General features: G+C 54.3%; 20 protein-coding genes. 16 read left to right on the forward strand and 4 right to left on the reverse strand.

Annotated features, from left to right (window positions below; all coding sequences use genetic code 11):
* Positions 1 to 15 precede the first annotated feature (15 nt).
* Positions 16 to 1,695, reverse strand: a complete 1,680-nt coding sequence (gene kdpA / locus O1721_RS10535) for a potassium-transporting ATPase subunit KdpA (protein ID WP_023296127.1) — start codon at positions 1,693 to 1,695, stop codon at positions 16 to 18.
* On the reverse strand, positions 1,695 to 1,784 hold the full coding sequence (kdpF, locus tag O1721_RS10540) for a K(+)-transporting ATPase subunit F (RefSeq protein ID WP_080337305.1): 90 nt from the start codon (positions 1,782 to 1,784) through the stop codon (positions 1,695 to 1,697). Before kdpF ends, kdpA begins: the two co-directional genes overlap by 1 nt.
* A gap of 309 nt (positions 1,785 to 2,093) precedes the next feature.
* Between kdpF and O1721_RS10545 the strand changes: the two genes are divergently transcribed.
* The 7 genes from O1721_RS10545 to nei all read left to right on the forward strand — a co-directional run bounded on the left by O1721_RS10545 (position 2,094) and on the right by nei (position 8,199).
* The gene (locus O1721_RS10545; protein ID WP_003858637.1) at positions 2,094 to 2,300 is read left to right on the forward strand and encodes a YbfA family protein; all 207 of its coding nucleotides are present in this window, start codon (positions 2,094 to 2,096) and stop codon (positions 2,298 to 2,300) included.
* 598 nt (positions 2,301 to 2,898) lie between these two features.
* Positions 2,899 to 4,311 (forward strand): deoxyribodipyrimidine photo-lyase, encoded by a 1,413-nt coding sequence (gene phrB / locus O1721_RS10550; RefSeq protein ID WP_032647724.1) that lies wholly within the window; start codon positions 2,899 to 2,901, stop codon positions 4,309 to 4,311.
* Positions 4,312 to 4,321: 10 nt separating this feature from the next.
* The gene (locus tag O1721_RS10555; RefSeq protein WP_026094364.1) at positions 4,322 to 5,065 is read left to right on the forward strand and encodes a type 2 GTP cyclohydrolase I; all 744 of its coding nucleotides are present in this window, start codon (positions 4,322 to 4,324) and stop codon (positions 5,063 to 5,065) included.
* Between the two features lie 14 nt (positions 5,066 to 5,079).
* On the forward strand, positions 5,080 to 5,736 hold the full coding sequence (gene pxpB, locus O1721_RS10560; RefSeq protein WP_003858633.1) for a 5-oxoprolinase subunit PxpB: 657 nt from the start codon (positions 5,080 to 5,082) through the stop codon (positions 5,734 to 5,736).
* Complete coding sequence (pxpC, locus tag O1721_RS10565) at positions 5,730 to 6,662, forward strand: 5-oxoprolinase subunit PxpC (RefSeq protein ID WP_032647725.1); 933 nt, start codon at positions 5,730 to 5,732, stop codon at positions 6,660 to 6,662. Before pxpB ends, pxpC begins: the two co-directional genes overlap by 7 nt.
* A complete protein-coding gene (gene pxpA / locus O1721_RS10570) occupies positions 6,649 to 7,389 on the forward strand; it encodes a 5-oxoprolinase subunit PxpA (protein WP_032649995.1) in 741 nt (246 codons plus the stop codon). The genes pxpC and pxpA overlap by 14 nt, the downstream gene beginning before the upstream one ends.
* Before the next feature lie 18 nt (positions 7,390 to 7,407).
* Entirely contained in the window at positions 7,408 to 8,199 is a 792-nt protein-coding gene (gene nei, locus O1721_RS10575) for an endonuclease VIII (protein WP_032647727.1), read from the forward strand.
* 2 nt (positions 8,200 to 8,201) lie between these two features.
* Here the strand turns inward: nei and O1721_RS10580 are convergent, their stop codons facing one another.
* Positions 8,202 to 9,050 carry an AraC family transcriptional regulator gene (locus tag O1721_RS10580; protein WP_032647729.1) on the reverse strand — a complete coding sequence of 283 codons (849 nt, stop codon included), beginning with the start codon at positions 9,048 to 9,050 and terminating at the stop codon, positions 8,202 to 8,204.
* A 197-nt stretch (positions 9,051 to 9,247) separates the two neighbouring features.
* Here O1721_RS10580 and O1721_RS10585 point away from each other — a divergent pair, with 197 nt between their 5' ends.
* From O1721_RS10585 to O1721_RS10600, 4 genes are all read left to right on the forward strand, one after another.
* Positions 9,248 to 11,029 (forward strand): DUF2264 domain-containing protein, encoded by a 1,782-nt coding sequence (locus O1721_RS10585; protein WP_162875192.1) that lies wholly within the window; start codon positions 9,248 to 9,250, stop codon positions 11,027 to 11,029.
* A gap of 36 nt (positions 11,030 to 11,065) precedes the next feature.
* Positions 11,066 to 12,328 carry an oligosaccharide MFS transporter gene (locus O1721_RS10590; RefSeq protein ID WP_479953831.1) on the forward strand — a complete coding sequence of 421 codons (1,263 nt, stop codon included), beginning with the start codon at positions 11,066 to 11,068 and terminating at the stop codon, positions 12,326 to 12,328.
* Positions 12,329 to 12,349: 21 nt separating this feature from the next.
* Complete coding sequence (locus O1721_RS10595; protein WP_032102685.1) at positions 12,350 to 13,540, forward strand: glycoside hydrolase family 88 protein; 1,191 nt, start codon at positions 12,350 to 12,352, stop codon at positions 13,538 to 13,540.
* 81 nt (positions 13,541 to 13,621) lie between these two features.
* Positions 13,622 to 14,401 carry an oligogalacturonate-specific porin KdgM family protein gene (locus O1721_RS10600; RefSeq protein ID WP_032647731.1) on the forward strand — a complete coding sequence of 260 codons (780 nt, stop codon included), beginning with the start codon at positions 13,622 to 13,624 and terminating at the stop codon, positions 14,399 to 14,401.
* A 41-nt stretch (positions 14,402 to 14,442) separates the two neighbouring features.
* Here the strand turns inward: O1721_RS10600 and O1721_RS10605 are convergent, their stop codons facing one another.
* The gene (locus tag O1721_RS10605) at positions 14,443 to 15,726 is read right to left on the reverse strand and encodes a citrate synthase (protein WP_006809584.1); all 1,284 of its coding nucleotides are present in this window, start codon (positions 15,724 to 15,726) and stop codon (positions 14,443 to 14,445) included.
* Between the two features lie 639 nt (positions 15,727 to 16,365).
* On the opposite strand from O1721_RS10605, the gene sdhC reads away from it, so the two are divergent.
* The 5 genes from sdhC (at position 16,366) to sucA (ending at position 22,655) form a co-directional block, all read left to right on the forward strand.
* Positions 16,366 to 16,770: a succinate dehydrogenase cytochrome b556 subunit gene (gene sdhC, locus O1721_RS10610; RefSeq protein WP_026080740.1), complete on the forward strand. Its 405-nt coding sequence runs from the start codon at positions 16,366 to 16,368 to the stop codon at positions 16,768 to 16,770.
* On the forward strand, positions 16,764 to 17,111 hold the full coding sequence (gene sdhD / locus O1721_RS10615) for a succinate dehydrogenase membrane anchor subunit (RefSeq protein WP_003858621.1): 348 nt from the start codon (positions 16,764 to 16,766) through the stop codon (positions 17,109 to 17,111). The genes sdhC and sdhD overlap by 7 nt, the downstream gene beginning before the upstream one ends.
* Positions 17,111 to 18,877: a succinate dehydrogenase flavoprotein subunit gene (sdhA, locus tag O1721_RS10620; protein WP_003858619.1), complete on the forward strand. Its 1,767-nt coding sequence runs from the start codon at positions 17,111 to 17,113 to the stop codon at positions 18,875 to 18,877. The genes sdhD and sdhA overlap by 1 nt, the downstream gene beginning before the upstream one ends.
* A 15-nt stretch (positions 18,878 to 18,892) precedes the next feature.
* The gene (locus O1721_RS10625; RefSeq protein ID WP_023303307.1) at positions 18,893 to 19,609 is read left to right on the forward strand and encodes a succinate dehydrogenase iron-sulfur subunit; all 717 of its coding nucleotides are present in this window, start codon (positions 18,893 to 18,895) and stop codon (positions 19,607 to 19,609) included.
* A gap of 238 nt (positions 19,610 to 19,847) precedes the next feature.
* On the forward strand, positions 19,848 to 22,655 hold the full coding sequence (gene sucA, locus O1721_RS10630; protein WP_003858615.1) for a 2-oxoglutarate dehydrogenase E1 component: 2,808 nt from the start codon (positions 19,848 to 19,850) through the stop codon (positions 22,653 to 22,655).
* The last annotated feature ends 11 nt before the right edge of the window (positions 22,656 to 22,666 follow it).

Here is a 22,666-nt window from a genome sequence, read left to right on the forward strand (position 1 = left end):
AAATTCTCCGCAAAATCAGCGTAAAGAGAGATATTCCGCAACCGGGCCTAACGCGAGGGCGGGGATAAAGGTCAGGGCACCCACCAGCAAAACGGTGCCAATCAGCAGGCCGACGAACAGCGCGCCGTGAGTCGGTAACGTACCGGTGGTGGTCGGCTGGATCTTCTTATTCACCAGTGTTCCAGCGATCGCCATGACGGGAATAATCACGCCGAAACGTCCGATGAACATGCAGAACGCCAGCAAACAGTTCCAGAACGGCGAGTTGGCGCTTAATCCTGCAAAGGCGCTGCCGTTGTTGTTGGCGGCAGACGAAACGGCGTAAAGCACTTCGCTAAAGCCGTGAATGCCCGGGTTAAAGATGCCGTTGCGCCCGGCGTCGGTCATCAGCGCCAGCGCGGTACCGAGCAGCACAAGGGTGGGGGTGACCAGAATTGCCAGCGCGGTTAATTTCATTTCGCGGACGTCGATTTTTTTGCCGAGATACTCCGGCGTGCGACCGATCATTAGCCCGGCGATAAACACGGCGAGCAGAACGAACAACAGCATGCCGTACAGCCCCGAACCGACCCCACCGAAAACTACCTCGCCAATCTGCATCAGCCACATCGGGATCATGCCGCCGAGCGCGGTAAAAGAGTCGTGCATGGCGTTCACTGCCCCGCAGGAGGCCGCCGTGGTGACCACCGCATAGAGGCTGCTGGCAAGAATGCCGAAGCGGCTCTCTTTGCCTTCCAGGTTGATATTGCTGTTAGCCCCCAGCTGCATGAAGTGGCTGTTGCCGTTCCATTCGGCCCACATCACCAGTGCTACACAGACCACGAAGATCAACGACATCGCCCACAGCAGCGTACGTCCCTGGCGGCGATCGTTAACCACATCGCCAAAGGCGAAGCAGAGCGCGGCGGGGATCAGGAAGATCGCCAGCATCTGTACAAAATTGGTTAATGCCGTTGGGTTTTCAAACGGATGCGATGAGTTGGCGTTGAAGAAGCCGCCGCCGTTGGTGCCCAGCATCTTGATCGCTTCCTGCGACGCCACCGGCCCCATTGGAAGGAGTTCCCTGGCCCCTTCAAGCGAGGTGTAAGGGGTATAAGGCAGAAGGTTTTGCAGAGTGCCTTGCTGAATAAAGAACAGGGCAATAATCAGCGCAACAGGCACCAGGATCCAAAGGGTGATGCGCGTGACATCAACCCAGGCGTTGCCGAGGGTGCTGACATTCTGACGGGCAAACGCGCGCGTCAGGGCGAAGATCACCGCGATACCGCTGGCCGCAGAAAGAAAGTTTTGCACGGTTAACCCGGCCATCTGGCTGAAGTAGCTGAGCGTGGTTTCACCAGCGTAAGACTGCCAGTTGGTGTTGGTGACAAAGCTGACCGCCGTGTTCAGCGCCAGATGCCAGGATAAACCCGGTAACTGCTGCGGGTTCAACGGCAGACTGCCCTGGAGCATCAGCAGCGTAAAGAGGGCAATAAGCCCCAGGATATTCAGAAGCAGTATCGCCATCAGGTACTGGCGCCAGTTCATTTCCCGATCGCTGATACCTGAAATGCGCCAGAGCACGTTTTCAATATTTCGCGTGCCCGGCAATGGCACGTTGTTTATCAGACGCGCCAGCGCTGTTCCCAGCGGCCTGGCGAGCACAAACAGCACCAGTAAAAAGCTGGCAATAAGCAAAAACGCCTGAGCAGCCATCAGAATGCCTCCGCATAAATCAGGGCATAAATCAGATAACCCAATAACAGGAACACCAGCACGATGCCGGCAATCAGACCTGCACTCACAATCCACCTCCGGGTGACTTTTGTTGTTGTACAAACGGTAGGATTTATGGCGCAAAGATTTCGCAAAAATCAGAAGGGCAGGTGTAAAAAAAGTATAAAAAGGGAAAGACCACAATTTAACTATTGGTAAGTAAATCGTTAACTTTTTTGTAACTTAATTACAGGCGGGAATGTAAATATTCACGAAATGAATGAAAATAAGTGGTCGGATGAGTAGTAAAATTACAAACAAAGCGGTATTATTTTAACCAGGTCACAGATTTCACATTTTCCGGAGACGGTTTCCGGCCAACTACAGGGGAGAAAATTATGGATCTTTATAAAGAGTTTCCGGCTCATATCATTTTCATGCGTCGCACTTTCGCCGTAGTGGCTGGCGTGTTGGCCCTGCCGGTGATGCTGTTCTGGAAAGATCGCGCACGTTTCTACAGTTACCTGCACCGCGTCTGGGCGAAAACCAGCGAGAAGCCGGTGTGGATGGATCAGGCCGAGAAAGCGACCTGCGATTTCTACTGATACGGTGTGACATCGTAGCCATAAAAAAACCGCCTACAGCAATGTGGCGGTTTTTTTGTCCCTCGGGATTCGCGGTCCTTTGGGTAATCTTGCAGCCCCTACCCGGGATTTTTATCATACCCTTCTTTAAAAAGTTCACAATCCACTTCACCTTTATAAATTCCTAATTTTACTGAAATAACTTACTTTTGGCGTTGGTGCTAATTATGATGCCACGTCCCTTTCCGCCATCTCGCAAATGGGCATCGGTCCTGGGAAAGGTGTATCCATAGCCGTAAAGCAGCCCACCTACCCGGGCTTGTGTCCACCGATTTATCACCGGTGGTGATAGGTGGAGCGGTTAGCAGCAGGGACCGCATAGTGAAACGCTATTTATGCATCGCGTTCATTGTCGCCAGCGCACTCGTTGTAAAGAGTGATAAACCGGATGTGTTTATTGCCTTTACCCTGATAGCGCAGGACAAGTAGCGTTAAGGCCGCCTCGGGCGGCCTTTTTTATTTCATCCCGTCTACACTTCATGGCAAAGTAGTTCAATGCATGCCTTTTTCCTTTTACGGCATGCCCTTACGGACATAATGGACAATTGCCAGGAGTTTTATGCCCACCCATCTGGTTTGGTTTCGCGCGGATTTACGCATTCACGACAACTTCGCTCTCGCGGCGGCCTGCCGCGCTAAAGACGCGAATGTGCTGGCCCTGTTTATCGCCACGCCTGAACAGTGGCGGCAGCATGACATGGCGCCCCGGCAAGCGGCACTACTCAGCGCGTATCTGAATGACCTGCAACATTCACTGGCTGAAAAAGGCATTCCGCTGATCTATAAAGAGGCCCATGATTTTGCCGCGCAGCGCCAGACGGTGCAGGCAATCTGCCAGCAGCACGCAGTAACGCATCTTTATTACAACTATCAGTATGAATTCAACGAGCAACAGCGGGATCGTCAGCTGGAGAAAACCCTTGCGGGCGTGGTCTGTGAAGGCTTTGATGACAGCGTGATGCTCGCCCCGGGCAGCGTAATGACCGGTAGCCACGAAATGTATAAAGTTTTCACGCCGTTTAAAAATGCCTTTATCAAACGCCTGAAAGAGGGACTACCTGAGTGCGTTACCGCCCCGACCGTGAGAGGGGAAACGATAACGGATCTGCCGGCGATCAGGCTGAATTATCCCCAGCAGTCGTTCGATGAAACGGTATTCCCCGCCAGTGAGAAAGCAGCTATTGCCCGGTTGCGTCAGTTCTGCACGCAGGGGGCGGCGGAGTACGAGGCGCGTCGGGATTTTCCAGCGACTGAAGGCACCAGCCGCTTGTCGGCCTGTTTAGCGCTGGGCGCGCTCTCTCCGCGCCAGTGTTTACATCGCCTGCTGGCGGAACAGCCTCAGGCCTTAGACGGGGGGGCGGGCGCAGTGTGGCTGAACGAACTGATCTGGCGTGAGTTTTATCGCCATCTGATGACGTATCATCCTGATTTGTGTAAACATCGGCCCTTTATTCGTTGGACCGAACAGGTACAGTGGCAGTCGAATGAGAAGCTGCTTAAAGCATGGCAGCGTGGGCTCACCGGCTTCCCGATTGTTGATGCGGCTATGCGGCAGCTCAATGAAACCGGGTGGATGCATAACCGTCTGCGTATGATTACCGCCAGCTTCCTGGTGAAGGATCTGCTTATCGACTGGCGAACCGGAGAGCGTTATTTTATCTCTCAGCTGATCGATGGCGATCTGGCGGCGAATAACGGCGGCTGGCAGTGGGCGGCCTCCACCGGAACGGATGCGGCTCCCTATTTTCGGATCTTCAATCCGACCACGCAGGGACAACGATTTGACGCCGACGGCGAGTTTATCCGTCGCTGGCTGCCGGAGCTTAAGGATGTCCCGGCCAAAGCCATTCATGAACCCTGGGTATGGGCGGATAAACAGCGTGTTACCCTGAACTATCCCCGTCCCATTGTCGACCATAAACAGGCGCGCGTCGCCACGCTGGCGGCGTACGAAGCCGCCCGAAAAGTTTGAGAGAATGATGATGAAAAACAGTGAACTGGAACGCCTGATTAACGAAAAACTCAACACGGCTTCGTTTAGCGACTACGGCCCGAATGGCTTGCAGGTGGAGGGGCGCGAGGCGGTGCAAAAAATCATCACCGGCGTAACGGCAAGCCAGGCGCTGCTGGATGAGGCGGTGCGTCAGGAAGCCGATGCGGTGATTGTCCACCACGGTTATTTCTGGAAAAACGAATCACCGATTATTCGCGGCATGAAGCGCAACCGACTCAAAACGCTGCTGGCGAATGACATCAACCTGTACGGCTATCACCTGCCGCTCGATGCGCATCCTGAACTGGGAAATAACGTTCAGCTTGCGCAGCTGCTGGGGATTACCGTGATGGGTGAAATTGAACCTCTGGTGCCGTGGGGCGAACTGTCGATGCCGGTTCCGGGTCTGGAGCTGGCTTCGTGGATCGAAGCGCGCCTGGGGCGTCGTCCGCTGTGGTGCGGCGACACCGGGCCGGATACCGTGAAGCGCGTGGCATGGTGCACCGGCGGCGGCCAGGGCTTTATTGACAGCGCGGCGCGTTTTGGTGTCGACGCCTTCATTACCGGCGAAGTCTCCGAGCAGACCATTCACTCAGCCCGTGAACAAGGCCTGCATTTTTACGCGGCGGGCCATCACGCCACCGAGCGTGGCGGCATCCGCGCCCTCAGCGAGTGGCTGACGGAAAATACCGATCTGGATGTGACGTTTATTGATATCCCTAATCCGGCCTGATGAGAGGTAGTTAAGTGCAGCGAGCGCGTTGTTATCTTCTGGGTGAAACCGCGGTAGTTCTGGAGCTTGAGCCTCCGGTGACGCTTGCCACGCAAAAGCGTATCTGGCGTCTGGCTCAGCGACTGCCCGAGCTACCCGGCGTGGTTGAAGCTATTCCGGGTATGAATAATATCACCGTGGTGCTGCGTGATCCGCACACGGGGGCGCTGGATGCCATTGAGCGTCTGCAACGCTGGTGGGAGGAGAGCGAGGCGCTGGAGCCGGAATCGCGGACGATTGAGATCCCGGTTGTCTATGGCGGCAAGGGAGGTCCCGACCTTGGCGTGGTGGCCGAACACTGTGGATTAACGGAGAAGCAGGTTGTGGAGCTGCATAGCTCAGTCGACTATGTTGTCTGGTTTTTGGGATTTCAGCCGGGTTTCCCCTATCTGGGCGGGTTATCGCCCCAGCTGCATACGCCGCGCCGGGCTGAGCCGCGCCTGAGCGTACCGGCGGGCAGCGTGGCGATTGGTGGCGAGCAAACGGGAATTTATCCGCTCGCCTCACCGGGAGGCTGGCAGCTGATTGGGCACACGTCCACGCCGTTATTTGAACCAGGCCAGGATGCGCCCATACTCCTGCGTCCGGGGGATACCCTGCGCTTTATCCCGCAGAAGGAGGGGGTATGTTAACGCTTATTCGCGCAGGGCTTTACACCTCGGTACAGGATGCCGGGCGTTTTGGGCTGCGTCAGTCGGGCGTGAGCTACTGCGGTGCGCTCGATCGCCCTTCGCTGGAGATTGCCAACCTGCTGGTAGGTAACGCAGGCAGCACGGCGGCGTTAGAAATTACGCTGGGTCAGTGCGTGATTGAGTTTGGTCAGGAAACCTGGTTTGCCTTAACCGGCGCGGGCTGTGACGCGACGCTGGACGGCAAAGCGGTGTGGACCGGCTGGCGATTGCGGGCGAAGGCCGGGCAGCGTCTGACGCTCAAGCGTCCTCTGCACGGCGTGCGCAGCTATCTTGCGGTGGCGGGGGGGATCGACGTGCCGGAGGTGTTGGGCTCATCCAGCACCGACCAGAAAGCGGGAATGGGCGGCCATGAAGGACGGCTGCTGCGTGACGGCGATCGTCTGCGGATAAAGACCTCAACGCGCCATTTCACCACCACGCAGGGCGTGAAACAGCTGCTGTGGGGGAACGTGATCCGCGCCTTACCAGGACCGGAATACCATGAGTTTGATGAAGCCGCGAAAGAGTCTTTCTGGCGCTCGCCATGGAAGATCAGCCCGCAGAGTAACCGCATGGGTTACCGGCTTCAGGGCCAGCCGCTGACCCGCACGACTGACCGGGAGCTGCTTTCCCATGGTCTGTTGCCCGGGGTGATTCAGGTGCCGGGCAACGGGCAGCCCATCGTACTGATGAACGATGCGCAAACCACGGGGGGATATCCGCGTATTGCCTGCATTATCGAAGCGGATCGCTACCATCTGGCGCAAATTCCTCTCGGTCAGCCCATTCATTTTGTGCAGTGTTCGCTGGAGGAGGCGCTGAAAGCCCGGCAGGATCAGCAGCGTTATCTCGATCAGCTGGCGTGGAGGCTCGATGGTAAAGATTGATTTAAACGCCGATCTGGGGGAGGGCAGCAGCGCCGATGCGGCGCTGATGACGCTGGTCTCCTCGGTGAACATCGCCTGCGGGTTTCATGCCGGCGATGCGCAGACCATGCTGGCGAGCGTGCGCAATGCCATGAAAAACCGCGTGGCGATTGGCGCTCACCCCAGCTTTCCCGACCGGGAAAACTTTGGTCGCACAGCGATGGATCTGCCGCCTGAGACGGTTTACGCGCAAATGCTCTACCAGATCGGCGCGCTGGAGGCGATAGTGCGCGCTGAGAATGGCGTGTTGCGCCACGTCAAGCCGCACGGCATGCTCTATAACCAGGCGGCGAAAGATCCGGCGCTGGCGGATGCCATTGCCCGTGCGGTGCGGGACTGTAATCCGCAACTGATTCTGGTAGGCCTGGCGGGCAGCGAGCTTATTCGTGCCGGAGAACGGCTGGGGCTGACTACGCGGCAGGAAGTGTTTGCCGATCGGGGATACCTGCCGGACGGTAGCCTTGTTCCGCGTACGCAGGCCGGTGCGCTGATCACCGACGAAGGTAAAGCACTGGCGCAGACGCTGGAGATGGTGCGCTTCGGGCGAGTAACCTCAACGGAGGGGACAACGGCAAACGTTCAGGCTGATACGGTGTGCTTACACGGTGACGGCGAGCATGCGCTCCAGTTTGCGCGACGCCTGCGGGCGGCGTTCTCGGAAGAGGGCATTGTTGTCAGCGCAGAATAATCATGAAAGGACAATAACATGCCAGAAGGTCCGGAGATCCGCCGCGCGGCGGATAGCCTGGAGGCGGCGATAAAGGGCAAACCTCTGACACACGTCTGGTTTGCCTTTCCTCAACTCAAGCCGTTTGAATCGCAGCTGGTGGGGCAGACGGTGACCCACATTGAAACGCGCGGCAAGGCGTTACTCACCCACTTTTCCCATAACCTGACGTTATACAGCCATAATCAGCTTTACGGTGTCTGGCGGGTGGTGGAGGCGGACGAGCAGCCGCAAACGACCCGCGTGCTGCGCGTGCGGCTACAAACGGCGGATAAGGCGATCCTGCTTTACAGCGCCTCTGATATCGAAATGTTAACGCCGGAGCAGCTGCTGACGCATCCGTTCTTACAGCGGGTCGGGCCGGACGTGCTCGACATGCGTCTGACGGCAAGCGATGTGAAAGCCCGGTTGTTATCCGCCACATTCCGCAACCGGCAGTTTTCCGGGCTGTTGCTCGATCAGGCATTTCTGGCGGGGCTGGGAAACTACCTGCGGGTGGAGATCCTCTGGGAAGTGGGGCTGGCGCCGCAGCGCAAAGCGTCGCAGCTGAGCGATGAACAGCTGGAGGCGCTGTCGTACGCGTTACTGGATATCCCACGGCTGTCGTACAACACGCGCGGCGTGGTGGATGAGAACAAGCATCACGGGGCGCTGTTCCGCTTCAAGGTGTTTCATCGGGCAGGTAAAAAGTGTGAGCGGTGCGGCGGGGTGATTGAGAAGGCGACGATCTCTTCCAGGCCGTTTTACTGGTGTCCGAACTGTCAGAGATGACGTCATGGTGTAGCGTAGGTCTTGCGATACTGTAGGGGCGTTTTCCCCATATTTTTACGAAAGCAGGTAATAAACCAGGCGTATTCGGAGAAGCCAACCTGTGCGGCAATCTCCCGTACCGTAGCATTGCTGTGCAGTAATAATTCGCACGCCTGGCGGATGCGCCTCATCGTCAAATATTCCTGAATCGTCCCGCCGGTTTCATCGTGGAACCGGCGGGATGCATGTCCTCGGGAACAACCCATGGCTCTGGCGATCTCTTCCAGCGTACAGCGCTGATGAAAGCGGGTTTCGAGCCAGCGGATAATATTCGCCGAAAAGGTATTCTGCCCGGTGGCCTGCTCCTGCCAGGGTAACAGGCTGATCAACTGCATCACCAGAAATGCGCTGTCACTGATGCTGAATGTTTCACTTTTCATCATGGCTTCAAAGCGATCCAGTACGTTCTCAATGACGGGTTGTACATCGTGCACATCAAAGACCCGGGCTTTTTCTCCGCGACCACACAACTGGCGAAGCAGTTTTTGCTGACGGGGGAAATCACGCAGATAGTGGTCAATCACTGAGCCGTTAAAGTGCAGCGTCGTGCGGTGGTAGATATTGCGTGCGTCCTGCTCGACGTAAACTTTGTGAAGTTTCCCCGGTGGGAAAATAAAGATCCGCCCGGGTTTAACGGTATATTGCTGATGCTCCATCAACGCGATCCCAACCCCCTGGGACACCGATAAAATTTCCACACATTGATGCCAATGATAGTAATTCGCTGGCATATCTTTCATGCGGTTAAAGTAGATCGACCTGTCTGTGAGATTGATATGTTCCAGATAACTGTTGTCTTCGGAACGCTGCATGGTAGCCCCTGGCTGCCTCGGAGAGGATGTGAACAAACTTAAATTTTTATCATCTTAACCAAATTTTACCGCCAAAATTCCAGCCAATATTGTTCTCAATAAACTGCGCTGTTTGAAAATACGACAATTATCACATTTGTCTGCGTCTCTGACTCCTTATGATGCCCCGAAATCATCAAATGAAACGAGGTTTCATTATGCAGGTAAGGAACGATTATTGCCAACTCGCAGAGGGTTGGATTGCCGCTGCTGTGCCCCATCTGACCCGGGAAAATACCCGTTTGCACATTGGGGAAACGGCAGCTCACTATACAGACGATATCGCGGGTATTGAGGGCTTTGCACGCCTGATGTGGGCGCTTGCGCCGCTGTTGAGCGGCGGCGAAGCGGAAGGGTATAGGGAAATATTTTTACAGGGCATCCGTAGTGGTTGCGACCCTCAGCATCCAGACTACTGGGGCGATCTGTCTGACAACGACCAACGCTGTGTCGAAATGGCGGCGTTTGGCCTGGCGCTGGCGCTACCTGACACCGGGATCTGGCAGGCGCTTTCGGCTACTGAACAGGACAATCTGGAACGCTGGCTGCGCCAGAGTGCCGAAATAACCATCCCCGATAATAACTGGCATTTTTTCCCGGTCCTGGTTCAGGTTGGACTGAAACGGGTAGGGCGCCATTACGATATGATGGTGATTGATAAGCATCTGAACGCGGTTGAACCCTTCTGGCTGGGTAACGGATGGTATTCCGACGGCGCCGGAAAGCCACGCGATTACTACATTTCCAGCGGTTTTCATTTTTACAGCCTGTTGTATAGCCACTTTATGCAGGATGTCGATCCGTCGCGTTGTCTCTGTTATCGCCAGCGGGCGCATCAGTTCGCGGGCGACTACCTCCACTATTTCACCTGCGACGGCAATGCCATCCCCTTTGGCCGTAGCTTGACCTACCGCTTTGTGCAGGCCGCATTCTGGAGCGCAGTGGCCTATACCGGGCTGGATGTTTTCTCGCCAGGGGTCGTCAAAGGCCTGATCCTTCGCCATCTTGACTGGTGGATGGCGCAGCCCTTTATGGATAATGACGGCTTATTTACCCTGGGTTATACCTATCCGAACCTGGTGATGACGGAAGATTACAATAGCCCGTGCTCACCCTGGTGGGCATGCAAAACATTATTGATTCTTGCATTACCGGATGATAGCCCGTTCTGGCAGGCTGAGGCCGCACCGCTGCCAGCGCGGGAAAATATTCATCAGATAAAAGAGGCCGGGCAAATCATCGTACATGCCGACGAAAACCGGCACGCATGGATGCTGATGTCGGGTCAGTACGATCGTAATAACTTCGTCAATTTCGAGGCGAAATACAGCAAGTTTGCCTATTCCAGCCATTTTGGATTCACGCTTACGCGGGGAAATGACGCCCTGAATCATGCGGCATGCGATTCGATGCTGATATTCAGTGAGCAGGACAACTACTGGCGCGGACGCCGCGAGTGCACCTCTGTCGACATGACTGACGCCTGGCTCCGCAGCACCTGGCAACCCTGGCCGGATGTATTTGTCACGACCTGGCTTATCCCGCATCAACAGGGGCACATCCGACTCCACCGGGTTGAAACCCAGCGCGCGCTCGACAGCGTCGAGGGTGGATTCGCCATCAATCGTCATTTACTCGCGGAAACAAGTAAAGCTTCTCATGAGGTAGCCCTGAACACCTTGTCCGGGTGTAGCCAGATTGTGGATCTGCTCTGCGAGCGTCACGCGCTGACCGTCACGACGCCTCCCAACAGCCACATTCTCCATGCTGCACCGGGCGAGATCCCCTGCCTGGGCGCCGTGCTTGAACCCGGTACGCACTGGCTGGCGTGTGCCGTAACGGCCACGATGGCCTCTGTCCTGCCGCCACCGATGACGCTGGCCTTCGATCGCCTGAGCCAGGTTCTCACGCTGAACACGAAAACCCTACACATACAATAGCTGGCGCACCTGGCGTGCGTGCGGAGAAAGATAACCATGAACCCTGTTCAATCAACACGTTCGGCTTATATCAAACTAAGCCTCTTCGTTTTTCTGTTTACCTTTACCTGGGCTGCAAGTTTTGGGCTTTATGCCATCTGGCTGGGGGATAAAGCCGGACTTGATGGCATAGAAATTGGCACCGTGTTCGCCGTTAACGGCGTTTTTGCTGTCATTTTTAAGCCTATTTATGGCTATATCATGGACAAAATGGGCATGAAAAAACATCTGCTTTACTTTGTCTGCGCCGTTTCAGCATTGATGGCTCCCTTTTTTATCTGGTGCTATCTGCCGCTGCTGGAGACTCATTTTGCCAGCGGCATGATCGTCGGCGCCTTGTTTTTCAGTCTTGGATGGTACGCAGGCGTTGCGGCCGAAGAGTCTTATGTCGATCGTTTCAGCCGTTTATACGATATGGAGTTTGGCCGTATCCGCATGTGGGCCGCACTGGGATGGGCGTCGGCCTCCTCATTTTCCGGTTACCTCTATAACATCTCGCCAAAAATTAACTTTGTTATCAGTAGCGCTTCCGCACTGTGCATGCTTGCGGTGCTGCTGACGCTCAAAGTCGATCATTTCGGTCAGGAAGAGAATAACGTTCTGTCGAAAGAAAAAATTGTGATTGGCGATGTATATAACCTGCTACGTAACAAAAAATTCTGGACCTTTGCGCTCTACATCGCCGGCGTGGCATGGATGATGTTTATCGCTGAACAACAGTTTTCACGCTACTTCGTCACCTTCTTCAGCACAAAAGAAGAGGGGAATGCCATGTTTGGTTATATGAGTACAACGCAATCTGCGACGGAGTTTTTCGGCATGATGTTAGTGCCTGCCCTCATAAATCGCATTGGAGCAAAACAGGGGTTATTGCTCACCGGACTGGTGATCAGCCTGCGATTAATTGTTTCCGGGCTGACAAACGATCCGGTCATTATCTGCCTTATCAAACCCCTGTACGGGATCGAAATCGCCCTGATTCTGGTCTCGGTCTTTAAGTACATTGCCGAACATTTTGATAAGCGTGTCAACGCCACGATGTATCTGCTGGGGTATCAGGCGATGATCTATGTGGGATCAATCGTTGTTGCGCCTCCGGCCGGCTATGCCTACCAGACAATTGGGTTTGAACACACCTATCTGGTTATGGGGCTGATAGCACTGGTGTTTACGGGGATTTCTGCTTTTACCCTCTCCGCGTGTTACCAGCATAAAAAGGTCCCGGACCTTCCGTCACCGGGTCAGGAAGCCCTTCACTGAAGCAACGAGAACGAGAGAATGATGTCTGAGAATATACGTAAGGAACCGATTGTCCCTGTTATGCTTCGCCATGGTGAGCGCGCGGCGATTGCAACGAAAATCCGTGATGCCATGCCGCTTATCGCCAGCGCTGTTGAACGGAACATGACCTGGTTCGGACAGCGCTTTCCCGATGCGGCCTGCCGTAACGGTCAGTATCCGGTGATTGATAATCAGGAATGGACGACCGGTTTCTGGACCGGGCAGCTGTGGCTCGCCTGGGAGTGGACCGGGGAAGCGAGCTATCGCACATTAGCCGAACAGCACGTCCGCTCATTTGGCGAGCGGATTGCCAAACGAGATTGTACTAACCACCACGATCTGGGGTTCTTATACAGTCTTTCCTGTATCGCAGGCAGCAAACTGACGGGCGATAGAGAGGCAAAATACATCGCCCTACAGGCTGCTGAATTGTTAATGGAGCGCTACCATCACCGCTGCGGCATTATTCAGGCGTGGGGAGAGCTGGATAACCCTGAGCAGCAGGGAAGAATGATCATCGACTGCAATATGAATTTGCCGCTGTTATATCAGGCCAGCCTTGCCACCGGGGAGCCACGCTATGCTGAAGCGGCGAAAAGGCATATTGAACAGGCCCGACGCTATATCGTTCGTGAAGATGGTTCTACATTCCATACGTACTATATGGATGTCAGAACCGGTGAGCCACGGTTTGGCAATACCCATCAGGGGTTCTCTGATGATTCCTGCTGGTCGCGCGGGCAGGCCTGGGGCGTGTATGGTTTTCTGCTTAATTATCTCTACACCGGTGATAAAAAGCTGCTGGCGCTGAGCCAGACCCTGGCAAACTACTTTATCAACCGGCTGCCGGACGATCTTATTTGCTATTGGGATTTGGCGTTAACCGACCCGAATAGTGAGCGAGACAGTTCTGCCAGCGCCATTCTCGCTTGTGCACTGCTGGAGCTGGTGAAACAGCTACCGGTGACCCATCCTGATCGTGAAAGCTATGAGGCGCTAGGGTTAAAAATCATTGAAAGCATGATCGATCGCTATTTCAATCTGACGCATCAGCAGGGGGAAGGACTTCTCAACCATTCTGTTTATCATTTTAAAGGTAACGTTGGCGTAAATGAATGCTGTGCCTGGGGAGATTATTTCCTGATGGAAGCCATCGCGCGGGCAACGTCGTCATGGAATAGTTACTGGTAATATCTCGCTCTCCCTGTTCTCTAAATTATGTCTTTAATCAGGCAGGGGAGCGCTTATCTCTGTAATGGCAAGGATAATATAATGAAAAGAAAAAGCGTAATTATATTCGCTGCAATAACGTTTTCTTCACTGGGTGTGTGTGCAGAAAATAATAATACTATTACTGCTGCGCAGGTAAAAGCGACACCGTATACTACGGTGTTCTTTGCCCCGCGTACGCAATACCGCACCGCCAGTGAAAGTTTTTTACAACGGTTGATGTTAACAGGCGTTGTTCAGGATCCTGACAGCATCCTGAAAAGCATGTACTGGAGTTTTGAAACCGATGCCGATTTAGGTAAGCACATGGATCAGTGGAAAAGCAGTTACCAGGAAGCGGAGTTCAATAAGCCCTTCTCGCTAGGTGCCAGCCAGTTCTGGCTGGAACCAGGAACCGTTTTTCATTGGGAATCGGCAGGGTCACGCATCGATCCCTACATTGGCATTGGTTACCATTTTGATCCAACGTTGGGGGCGGTACTGCGCTATCGCTACAATCATCAGAATCATGACAGTGAAACACGTCAGGGTGAGTGGGATGATTCGTCGGAGCATCGCGTGGATATTTATCTGACAAAATATTTTACTCCAGACTTTTGGGTGCAATATAACCCAACGTATTACAGTAAAACGCACTCTGATAAATTCGTGTATGCCAATGGTAAAAACCACACCTTACAGCACAACGTTGTTTTTAATTTCCATACTACGCCACGGTTTTATCCCTTCTTTGAACTTGGCTATCTTGATGAATATAAAGATGGCGATGATACAAAAAGTGAATATCAGCTGCGAGTGGGGTTCAAATACAATTTAAACTAAAAAAAACGCGCCCGTGGGCGCGTTTTTGCAGATGTAACGAATTAACGTTTAATATCTGATTTGAAATCACGCTGCTCGTAGCCGGTATACAGCTGACGAGGACGCGCGATTTTCATGCCTTCGCTGTGCATTTCGTTCCAGTGCGCAATCCAGCCCACGGTACGGGCCATGGCGAAGATTACGGTGAACATGGAAGACGGAATGCCCATCGCTTTCAGAATAATGCCAGAGTAGAAATCGACGTTCGGGTAGAGTTTCTTCTCAATGAAGTACGGGTCGTTCAGCGCGATGTGTTCCAGCTCCATCGCCACTTCCAGCAGATCATCTTTGGTGCCCAGCTCTTTCAGCACTTCGTGGCAGGTCTCACGCATGACGGTCGCGCGCGGGTCGTAGTTTTTGTAAACACGGTGACCGAAGCCCATCAGACGGAAGGAGTCATTCTTGTCTTTCGCGCGGCGCACGAACTCAGGAATGTGCTCAACGGAGCTGATCTCTTCCAGCATCTTCAGTGCCGCTTCGTTCGCGCCGCCGTGCGCCGGTCCCCACAGGGAGGCGATGCCCGCAGCGATACAGGCGAACGGGTTCGCGCCGGAAGAGCCCGCGGTACGGACGGTAGAGGTCGAGGCGTTTTGTTCGTGGTCAGCGTGCAGGATCAGAATACGGTCCATCGCGCGTTCCAGCACCGGGTTCACTTCGTACTCTTCGCACGGCGTGGAGAACATCATACGCAGGAAGTTACCCGCGTAGGAGAGGTCGTTGCGTGGGTACACAAACGGCTGACCGATAGAGTATTTGTAACACATCGCCGCCATGGTAGGCATTTTAGACAGCAGACGGAACGCCGCGATATCACGGTGACGTGGGTTATTCACGTCCAGAGAATCGTGGTAGAACGCCGCCAGCGCACCGGTAATACCGCACATGACCGCCATCGGATGAGAGTCACGACGGAACGCATGGAACAGACGGGTAATCTGCTCATGGATCATGGTGTGACGGGTCACGGTGGTTTTAAATTCATCGTACTGGGCCTGCGTCGGTTTTTCGCCGTTCAGCAGGATGTAGCACACTTCCAGATAGTTGGATTCGGTGGCTAACTGATCGATGGGGAAGCCGCGATGGAGCAGGATACCTTCGTCACCGTCAATGTAGGTGATTTTGGATTCGCAAGATGCGGTGGAGGTGAATCCAGGGTCAAAGGTGAATACCCCTTTGGAACCCAGCGTACGGATATCAATAACATCCTGACCGAGCGTGCCTTTTAGCACATCCAGTTCAATAGCATCATCACCATTTAGGGTGAGTTTTGCCTTTGTATCAGCCATTTACGGTCTCCTTAGCGCCTTATGCTTAAGACTGCGCTTTACCGGATTTGCTTTCAGCTGTTAATCATCGTTACCAGATTGTTATTTGGCTTACCGCTCAGCTCACGAGGAGAAACCAGGGTACAGAGCTATGGCGCCTTGCAGGTAAACGAATGAAATATCAGTGAAACAACAGCAAATCAGCGTTTTTGCAGTCCGAATTATTCAAACCTGTATATCACTAATAACTGTCCTGATAACTTCGGTCAATACCATCACACTGTTACATAACTATTTGTCAGGTGAAAGAGAGACCTCATAACTTTTGCGCATTATATGCCTTTTCTGATGACGTTTGTAACAATATTGTTTAACATTTGTCAAATCAGATGATTAAAAATTAAAAAGATGTTGTTATCGTGACCCCGATCACTGTTCCAGAGAAAACCCAACAAACTGTATGTAGGTTAATTGTAATGATTTTGTGAACGGCCTATACTGCCGCCAGGTCTCCGGAACACCCTGCAATCCCGAGCCACCCAGCGTTGTAACGTGTCGTTTTAGCATTTGGAAGCAATGTTTTGCATGACGCGCAGTTATAGAAAAGGAACGCTGTCTGACCCGCATCGCAGTCCGGAGGAAGGAAACAATAAGAACAGCATGTGGGCGTTATTCATGATAAGAAATGTGAAAAAACAAAGACCTGTCAATCTGGATCTCAAAACGATCCGATTCCCTGTAACAGCAATAGCGTCCATTCTGCACCGTGTTTCTGGTGTGATTACGTTTGTGGCGGTCGGTATCTTGCTGTGGTTACTGGGAACCAGCCTCTCATCCCCTGAAGGATTCCTCCAGGCCTCAGCCATTATGAACAGCTTCTTCGTGAAATTTATCATGTGGGGCATTCTGACCGCGCTGGCCTATCACGTGGTTGGCGGCGTTCGCCATATGCTGATGGACTTTGGCTACCTGGAAGAGACGTTCGAGGCCGGTAAACGTACCGCTAACATTTCATTTGTGATCACTGTCGTGCTTTCACTTCTCGCAGGAGTTCTCGTATGGTAAGCAACGCCTCCGCATTAGGACGCAACGGCGTACATGACTTCATCCTGGTCCGTGCTACCGCCATCGTTCTCACCCTTTACATCATCTATATGATCGGTTTCTTCGCGACCAGCGGCACGCTGACGTGGGAAATCTGGAGTGGTTTCTTCGGATCGGCCTTCACCAAAGTGTTCACCCTGCTGGCTCTGTTCTCCATCCTTATTCATGCCTGGATCGGCATGTGGCAGGTGTTGACCGATTACGTTAAACCGCTGGCGATTCGCCTTCCGCTGCAACTGATTATTGTTGTTGCTCTGCTGGTTTACGTCATTTATGGATTTGTTGTGGTGTGGGGTGTGTAATGAAACTGCCAGTCAGAGAATTTGATGCTGTTGTGATTGGTGCGGGTGGCGCAGGTATGCGCGCCGCACTACAAATTTCCCAGAGCGGCCAGACCTGTGCGCTGCTCTCTAAAGTATTCCCGACCCGTTCCCACACTGTGTCTGCGCAGGGCGGTATCACCGTTGCGCTGGGTAATTCCCATGAAGATAACTGGGAATGGCATATGTACGATACGGTAAAAGGTTCCGATTACATCGGTGACCAGGATGCCATCGAATATATGTGTAAAACCGGCCCGGAAGCGATTCTGGAGCTGGACCACATGGGTCTGCCGTTCTCTCGTCTGGAAAATGGCACCATCTATCAGCGTCCGTTTGGCGGCCAGTCGAAAAACTTCGGCGGCGAGCAGGCGGCACGTACCGCAGCGGCGGCTGACCGTACCGGCCACGCGCTGCTGCACACGCTGTATCAGCAGAACCTGAAAAACCACACCACCATCTTCTCCGAGTGGTATGCGCTGGATCTGGTGAAAAACGCCGATGGCGCCGTGGTGGGATGTACCGCCCTGTGCATCGAAACCGGTGAAGTGGTCTACTTCAAAGCCCGCGCAACCGTGCTGGCGACCGGCGGCGCAGGCCGTATCTATCAGTCCACTACCAACGCCCATATCAACACCGGTGACGGCGTTGGGATGGCGATCCGCGCTGGCGTGCCGGTGCAGGACATGGAGATGTGGCAGTTCCACCCAACCGGTATCGCCGGTGCGGGCGTACTGGTGACAGAAGGCTGCCGTGGTGAAGGTGGTTACCTGCTGAACAAACATGGCGAGCGCTTCATGGAGCGTTATGCGCCAAACGCAAAAGACCTTGCGGGCCGTGACGTGGTGGCGCGTTCCATCATGATCGAAATCCGTGAAGGCCGCGGCTGTGACGGCCCTTGGGGTCCACACGCGAAGCTGAAACTCGACCATTTGGGTAAAGAAGTGCTGGAATCCCGTCTGCCGGGCATTCTGGAACTGTCCCGCACCTTCGCTCACGTCGACCCGGTGAAAGAGCCAATTCCGGTTATCCCAACCTGTCACTACATGATGGGCGGTATTCCGACCAAAGTGACCGGTCAGGCGCTGACCGTGAACGAGCAGGGCGAAGACGTAGTCATCCCTGGCCTGTTCGCGGTAGGCGAAATTGCCTGCGTATCCGTGCACGGCGCAAACCGTCTGGGCGGCAACTCCCTGCTGGACCTGGTGGTATTTGGTCGTGCGGTGGGTCTGCATCTCCAGGAGTCTATTGCCGAGCAGGGCGCGCTGCGTGATGCGACCGACGACGAAATCGATGCCTCTCTTGAGCGCCTCAACCGCTGGAACGGCAACCGTAACGGCGAAGATCCGGTGGAAATTCGTAAAGCGCTGCAAGAGTGTATGCAGCACAACTTCTCGGTATTCCGCGAAGGTGACGCGATGGCCAAAGGGCTTGAGCAGCTGAAAGCGATCCGCGAGCGTCTGAAGAATGCCCGTCTGGATGATACCTCCAGCGAGTTCAACACCCAGCGCGTTGAGTGCCTGGAGCTGGATAACCTGATGGAAACCGCGTTCGCCACTGCGATGTCGGCAAACTTCCGTACCGAAAGCCGTGGCGCCCATAGCCGCTTCGACTTCCCGGATCGTGATGACGAAAACTGGCTGTGCCATTCCCTGTATCTGCCAGAGTCGGAAACCATGACGCGTCGTAGCGTTAACATGGAACCGAAACTGCGTCCGGCGTTCCCGCCGAAGATTCGTACTTACTAATGCGGAGACAGGATAATGAAACTCGAATTCTCAGTTTATCGTTATAACCCGGATGTAGACGATGCTCCGCGTATGCAGGATTACACCCTTGAAGCGGAAGAAGGTCGTGACATGATGCTGCTGGATGCCTTAATCCAGCTGAAAGAGAAAGATCCTACGCTGTCGTTCCGCCGCTCCTGCCGTGAAGGGGTGTGTGGCTCTGACGGTGTAAACATGAACGGCAAAAACGGTCTGGCCTGTATTACGCCAATTTCAGCGCTACAGCGTTCTGGCCAGAAAATTGTGATCCGTCCTCTGCCTGGCCTGCCGGTCGTGCGTGATTTGGTGGTGGACATGGGGCAATTCTATGCACAATATGAGAAGATTAAGCCTTACTTATTGAATAATGGGCAAAATCCACCCGCTCGCGAGCACTTACAGTCTCCTGAGCAGCGTGAAAAACTCGATGGGTTGTACGAGTGTATTCTCTGTGCATGCTGTTCTACGTCATGCCCGTCATTCTGGTGGAACCCGGATAAATTTATCGGCCCTGCGGGTCTGCTGGCTGCCTATCGCTTCCTGATCGACAGCCGCGATACCGAAACCGAGAATCGTCTGGAAGGGCTAAGTGACGCTTTCAGCGTATTCCGCTGCCATAGCATCATGAACTGCGTCAGTGTGTGTCCTAAGGGGCTGAACCCGACGCGCGCCATCGGCCATATTAAGTCGATGTTGTTGCAGCGCAGTGCGTAAGTAACAACGCCGGATGGCGCTGCGCTTATCCGGCCTACGTAACAGTAGGCCCGGTAAGCGTAGCGTCACCGGGCAAATTGCAGAAACCTTTAAAAACTGCCCTGAAGTTTAGACAGTTTCTAAAGGTTCCTTCGCGGGCCAAATGAAAAGAGCTCGCAGGTGAACCCCGGCACGTACACGTGGTGTGCGTGGTAGTTTCTACGGCGAAAGTAAGCATAAAAATGCTTAAGGGATCACGATGCAGAACGGCGCAATGAAAGCCTGGCTGGACTCTTCTTACCTCTCTGGTTCAAACCAGAGCTGGATAGAACAGCTCTATGAAGACTTCTTAACCGATCCTGACTCAGTGGACGCAAACTGGCGTTCCATGTTCCAGCAGTTGCCTGGTACAGGGGTCAAACCGGATCAATTCCATTCAAAAACACGTGATTATTTCCGTCGTCTGGCGAAGGATGCCTCACGTTACTCTTCTGCGATTTCCGACCCTGACACCAATGCGAAGCAGGTTAAAGTCCTGCAACTTATCAACGCTTATCGCTTCCGTGGTCACCAGCATGCGAATCTCGATCCGCTGGGACTGTGGCAGCAGGAACGTGTAGCGGATCTCGATCCGGCTTATCACGATCTGACCGAGGCCGATTTCCAGGAAAGCTTTAACGTAGGTTCCTTTGCCATCGGCAAAGACACGATGAAGCTGGGCGATCTGATTGACGCGCTCAAGCAAACCTACTGCGGCTCCATCGGCGCGGAATATATGCACATTACCTCCACCGAAGAGAAACGCTGGATCCAGCAGCGTATCGAATCCGTGGCAGGCCACGCGAATTTCTCAGCAGAAGAGAAAAAACGTTTCCTCAGCGAACTGACCGCAGCGGAAGGCCTTGAGCGCTATCTGGGCGCGAAATTCCCTGGCGCAAAACGCTTCTCACTGGAGGGCGGCGATGCGTTAGTCCCGATGCTGAAAGAGCTGATTCGTCATGCCGGTAAGAGCGGCACGCGCGAAGTGGTGCTGGGCATGGCGCACCGTGGTCGCCTGAACGTGCTGGTTAACGTGCTGGGTAAAAAGCCGCAGGATCTGTTCGACGAATTTGCGGGTAAACATAAAGAGCACCTCGGCACCGGTGACGTGAAGTACCACATGGGCTTCTCGTCGGATATCGAAACCGAGGGCGGTCAGGTTCACCTGGCGCTGGCGTTTAACCCGTCGCACCTGGAAATCGTCAGCCCGGTGGTTATCGGTTCCGTGCGTGCGCGTCTGGATCGTCTGGACGAGCCGAGCAGCAATAAAGTACTGCCAATCACTATTCACGGTGATGCGGCGGTCACAGGGCAGGGCGTGGTTCAGGAAACCCTGAACATGTCGAAAGCGCGTGGTTATGAAGTGGGCGGTACCGTTCGCATCGTAATCAACAACCAGGTGGGCTTCACCACCTCTAACCCGCTGGATGCGCGTTCCACCCCGTACTGCACCGACATCGGTAAAATGGTTCAGGCGCCCATCTTCCACGTTAACGCGGATGACCCTGAAGCCGTTGCTTTCGTTACCCGTCTGGCGCTGGACTTCCGTAACACCTTCAAGCGCGATGTGTTCATTGACCTCTTCTGCTACCGCCGTCACGGCCACAACGAAGCGGATGAGCCAAGTGCAACCCAGCCGCTGATGTACCAGAAAATCAAAAAACACCCGACGCCGCGTAAAATCTACGCTGACAAGCTGGAAAGCGAAAAAGTGGCGACGCTGGAAGATGCGACCGAGATGGTCAATCTTTATCGCGACGCGCTGGATGCGGGTGAATGCGTAGTGAAAGAGCTGCGCCCAATGAACATGCACTCCTTTACCTGGTCGCCGTATCTCAACCACGAGTGGGACGAGAGCTACCCGAACAAGGTTGAGATGAAGCGTTTGCAGGAACTGGCTAAACGCATCAGCACCGTGCCGGAAGCGATCGAGATGCAGTCCCGCGTGGCCAAGATCTATGGCGACCGCCAGGCCATGGCAGCGGGTGAGAAGCTGTTCGACTGGGGCGGCGCGGAAACGCTGGCCTATGCGACGCTGGTTGACGAAGGTATTCCGGTTCGTCTGTCCGGTGAAGATGCGGGTCGTGGCACCTTCTTCCACCGTCATGCGGTTGTACACAACCAGTCTAACGGTTCAACGTACACTCCGCTTCAGCACGTGCATAACGGTCAGGGCCAGTTCAAGGTCTGGGACTCCGTGCTGTCAGAAGAAGCAGTTCTGGCCTTCGAATACGGCTACGCCACCGCAGAACCCCGCACTCTGACCATCTGGGAAGCGCAGTTCGGTGACTTCGCCAACGGTGCGCAGGTCGTCATCGACCAGTTCATCTCCTCCGGTGAGCAGAAGTGGGGCCGTATGTGCGGTCTGGTGATGCTGCTGCCGCACGGCTATGAAGGACAAGGTCCGGAGCACTCCTCCGCGCGTCTGGAGCGTTATCTGCAACTCTGCGCCGAGCAGAATATGCAGGTTTGCGTGCCGTCCACTCCGGCTCAGGTTTACCACATGCTGCGTCGTCAGGCGCTGCGCGGTATGCGCCGTCCGCTGGTAGTCATGTCACCAAAATCCCTGCTGCGCCATCCACTGGCGGTCTCCAGCTTGGAAGAGCTGGCAAACGGCACCTTCCTGCCGGCCATCGGTGAAATTGACGAGCTGGATCCGCAGGCCGTTAAGCGTGTCGTAATGTGTTCTGGTAAGGTTTATTACGACCTGCTGGAACAGCGCCGTAAGAACGATCAGAAAGATGTCGCCATCGTGCGTATCGAACAGCTTTATCCGTTCCCGCATCAGGCGATGCAGGAAGTGCTGAAACAGTACGCTCACGTTCATGATTTTGTCTGGTGCCAGGAAGAGCCGCTCAACCAGGGCGCATGGTATTGCAGCCAGCATCATTTCCGTGAAGTGATTCCATTTGGGTCTGCCCTGCGTTATGCAGGTCGCCCGGCCTCCGCCTCTCCGGCGGTAGGGTATATGTCCGTTCACCAGAAGCAGCAACAAGATCTGGTCAATGACGCGCTGAACGTCGATTAATTAAAGGATAC

The sequence above is a fragment of the Enterobacter cloacae complex sp. HYC033_NIDB genome (assembly GCF_056673335.1).

Coding starts and splice junctions, on each gene's coding strand:
- kdpA (WP_023296127.1), bottom strand. CDS start 1,695: ATGGCTGCTCAGGCGTTTTTGCTTATTGCCAGCTTTTTACTGGTGCTG.
- O1721_RS10595 (WP_032102685.1), top strand. CDS start 12,350: ATGTCTGAGAATATACGTAAGGAACCGATTGTCCCTGTTATGCTTCGC.
- phrB (WP_032647724.1), top strand. CDS start 2,899: ATGCCCACCCATCTGGTTTGGTTTCGCGCGGATTTACGCATTCACGAC.
- O1721_RS10625 (WP_023303307.1), top strand. CDS start 18,893: ATGAAACTCGAATTCTCAGTTTATCGTTATAACCCGGATGTAGACGAT.
- O1721_RS10585 (WP_162875192.1), top strand. CDS start 9,248: ATGCAGGTAAGGAACGATTATTGCCAACTCGCAGAGGGTTGGATTGCC.
- O1721_RS10545 (WP_003858637.1), top strand. CDS start 2,094: ATGGATCTTTATAAAGAGTTTCCGGCTCATATCATTTTCATGCGTCGC.
- O1721_RS10600 (WP_032647731.1), top strand. CDS start 13,622: ATGAAAAGAAAAAGCGTAATTATATTCGCTGCAATAACGTTTTCTTCA.
- sdhC (WP_026080740.1), top strand. CDS start 16,366: ATGTGGGCGTTATTCATGATAAGAAATGTGAAAAAACAAAGACCTGTC.
- O1721_RS10605 (WP_006809584.1), bottom strand. CDS start 15,726: ATGGCTGATACAAAGGCAAAACTCACCCTAAATGGTGATGATGCTATT.
- pxpC (WP_032647725.1), top strand. CDS start 5,730: ATGTTAACGCTTATTCGCGCAGGGCTTTACACCTCGGTACAGGATGCC.
- sdhD (WP_003858621.1), top strand. CDS start 16,764: ATGGTAAGCAACGCCTCCGCATTAGGACGCAACGGCGTACATGACTTC.
- O1721_RS10580 (WP_032647729.1), bottom strand. CDS start 9,050: ATGCAGCGTTCCGAAGACAACAGTTATCTGGAACATATCAATCTCACA.
- O1721_RS10555 (WP_026094364.1), top strand. CDS start 4,322: ATGAAAAACAGTGAACTGGAACGCCTGATTAACGAAAAACTCAACACG.
- sdhA (WP_003858619.1), top strand. CDS start 17,111: ATGAAACTGCCAGTCAGAGAATTTGATGCTGTTGTGATTGGTGCGGGT.
- O1721_RS10590 (WP_479953831.1), top strand. CDS start 11,066: ATGAACCCTGTTCAATCAACACGTTCGGCTTATATCAAACTAAGCCTC.
- pxpA (WP_032649995.1), top strand. CDS start 6,649: ATGGTAAAGATTGATTTAAACGCCGATCTGGGGGAGGGCAGCAGCGCC.
- nei (WP_032647727.1), top strand. CDS start 7,408: ATGCCAGAAGGTCCGGAGATCCGCCGCGCGGCGGATAGCCTGGAGGCG.
- sucA (WP_003858615.1), top strand. CDS start 19,848: ATGCAGAACGGCGCAATGAAAGCCTGGCTGGACTCTTCTTACCTCTCT.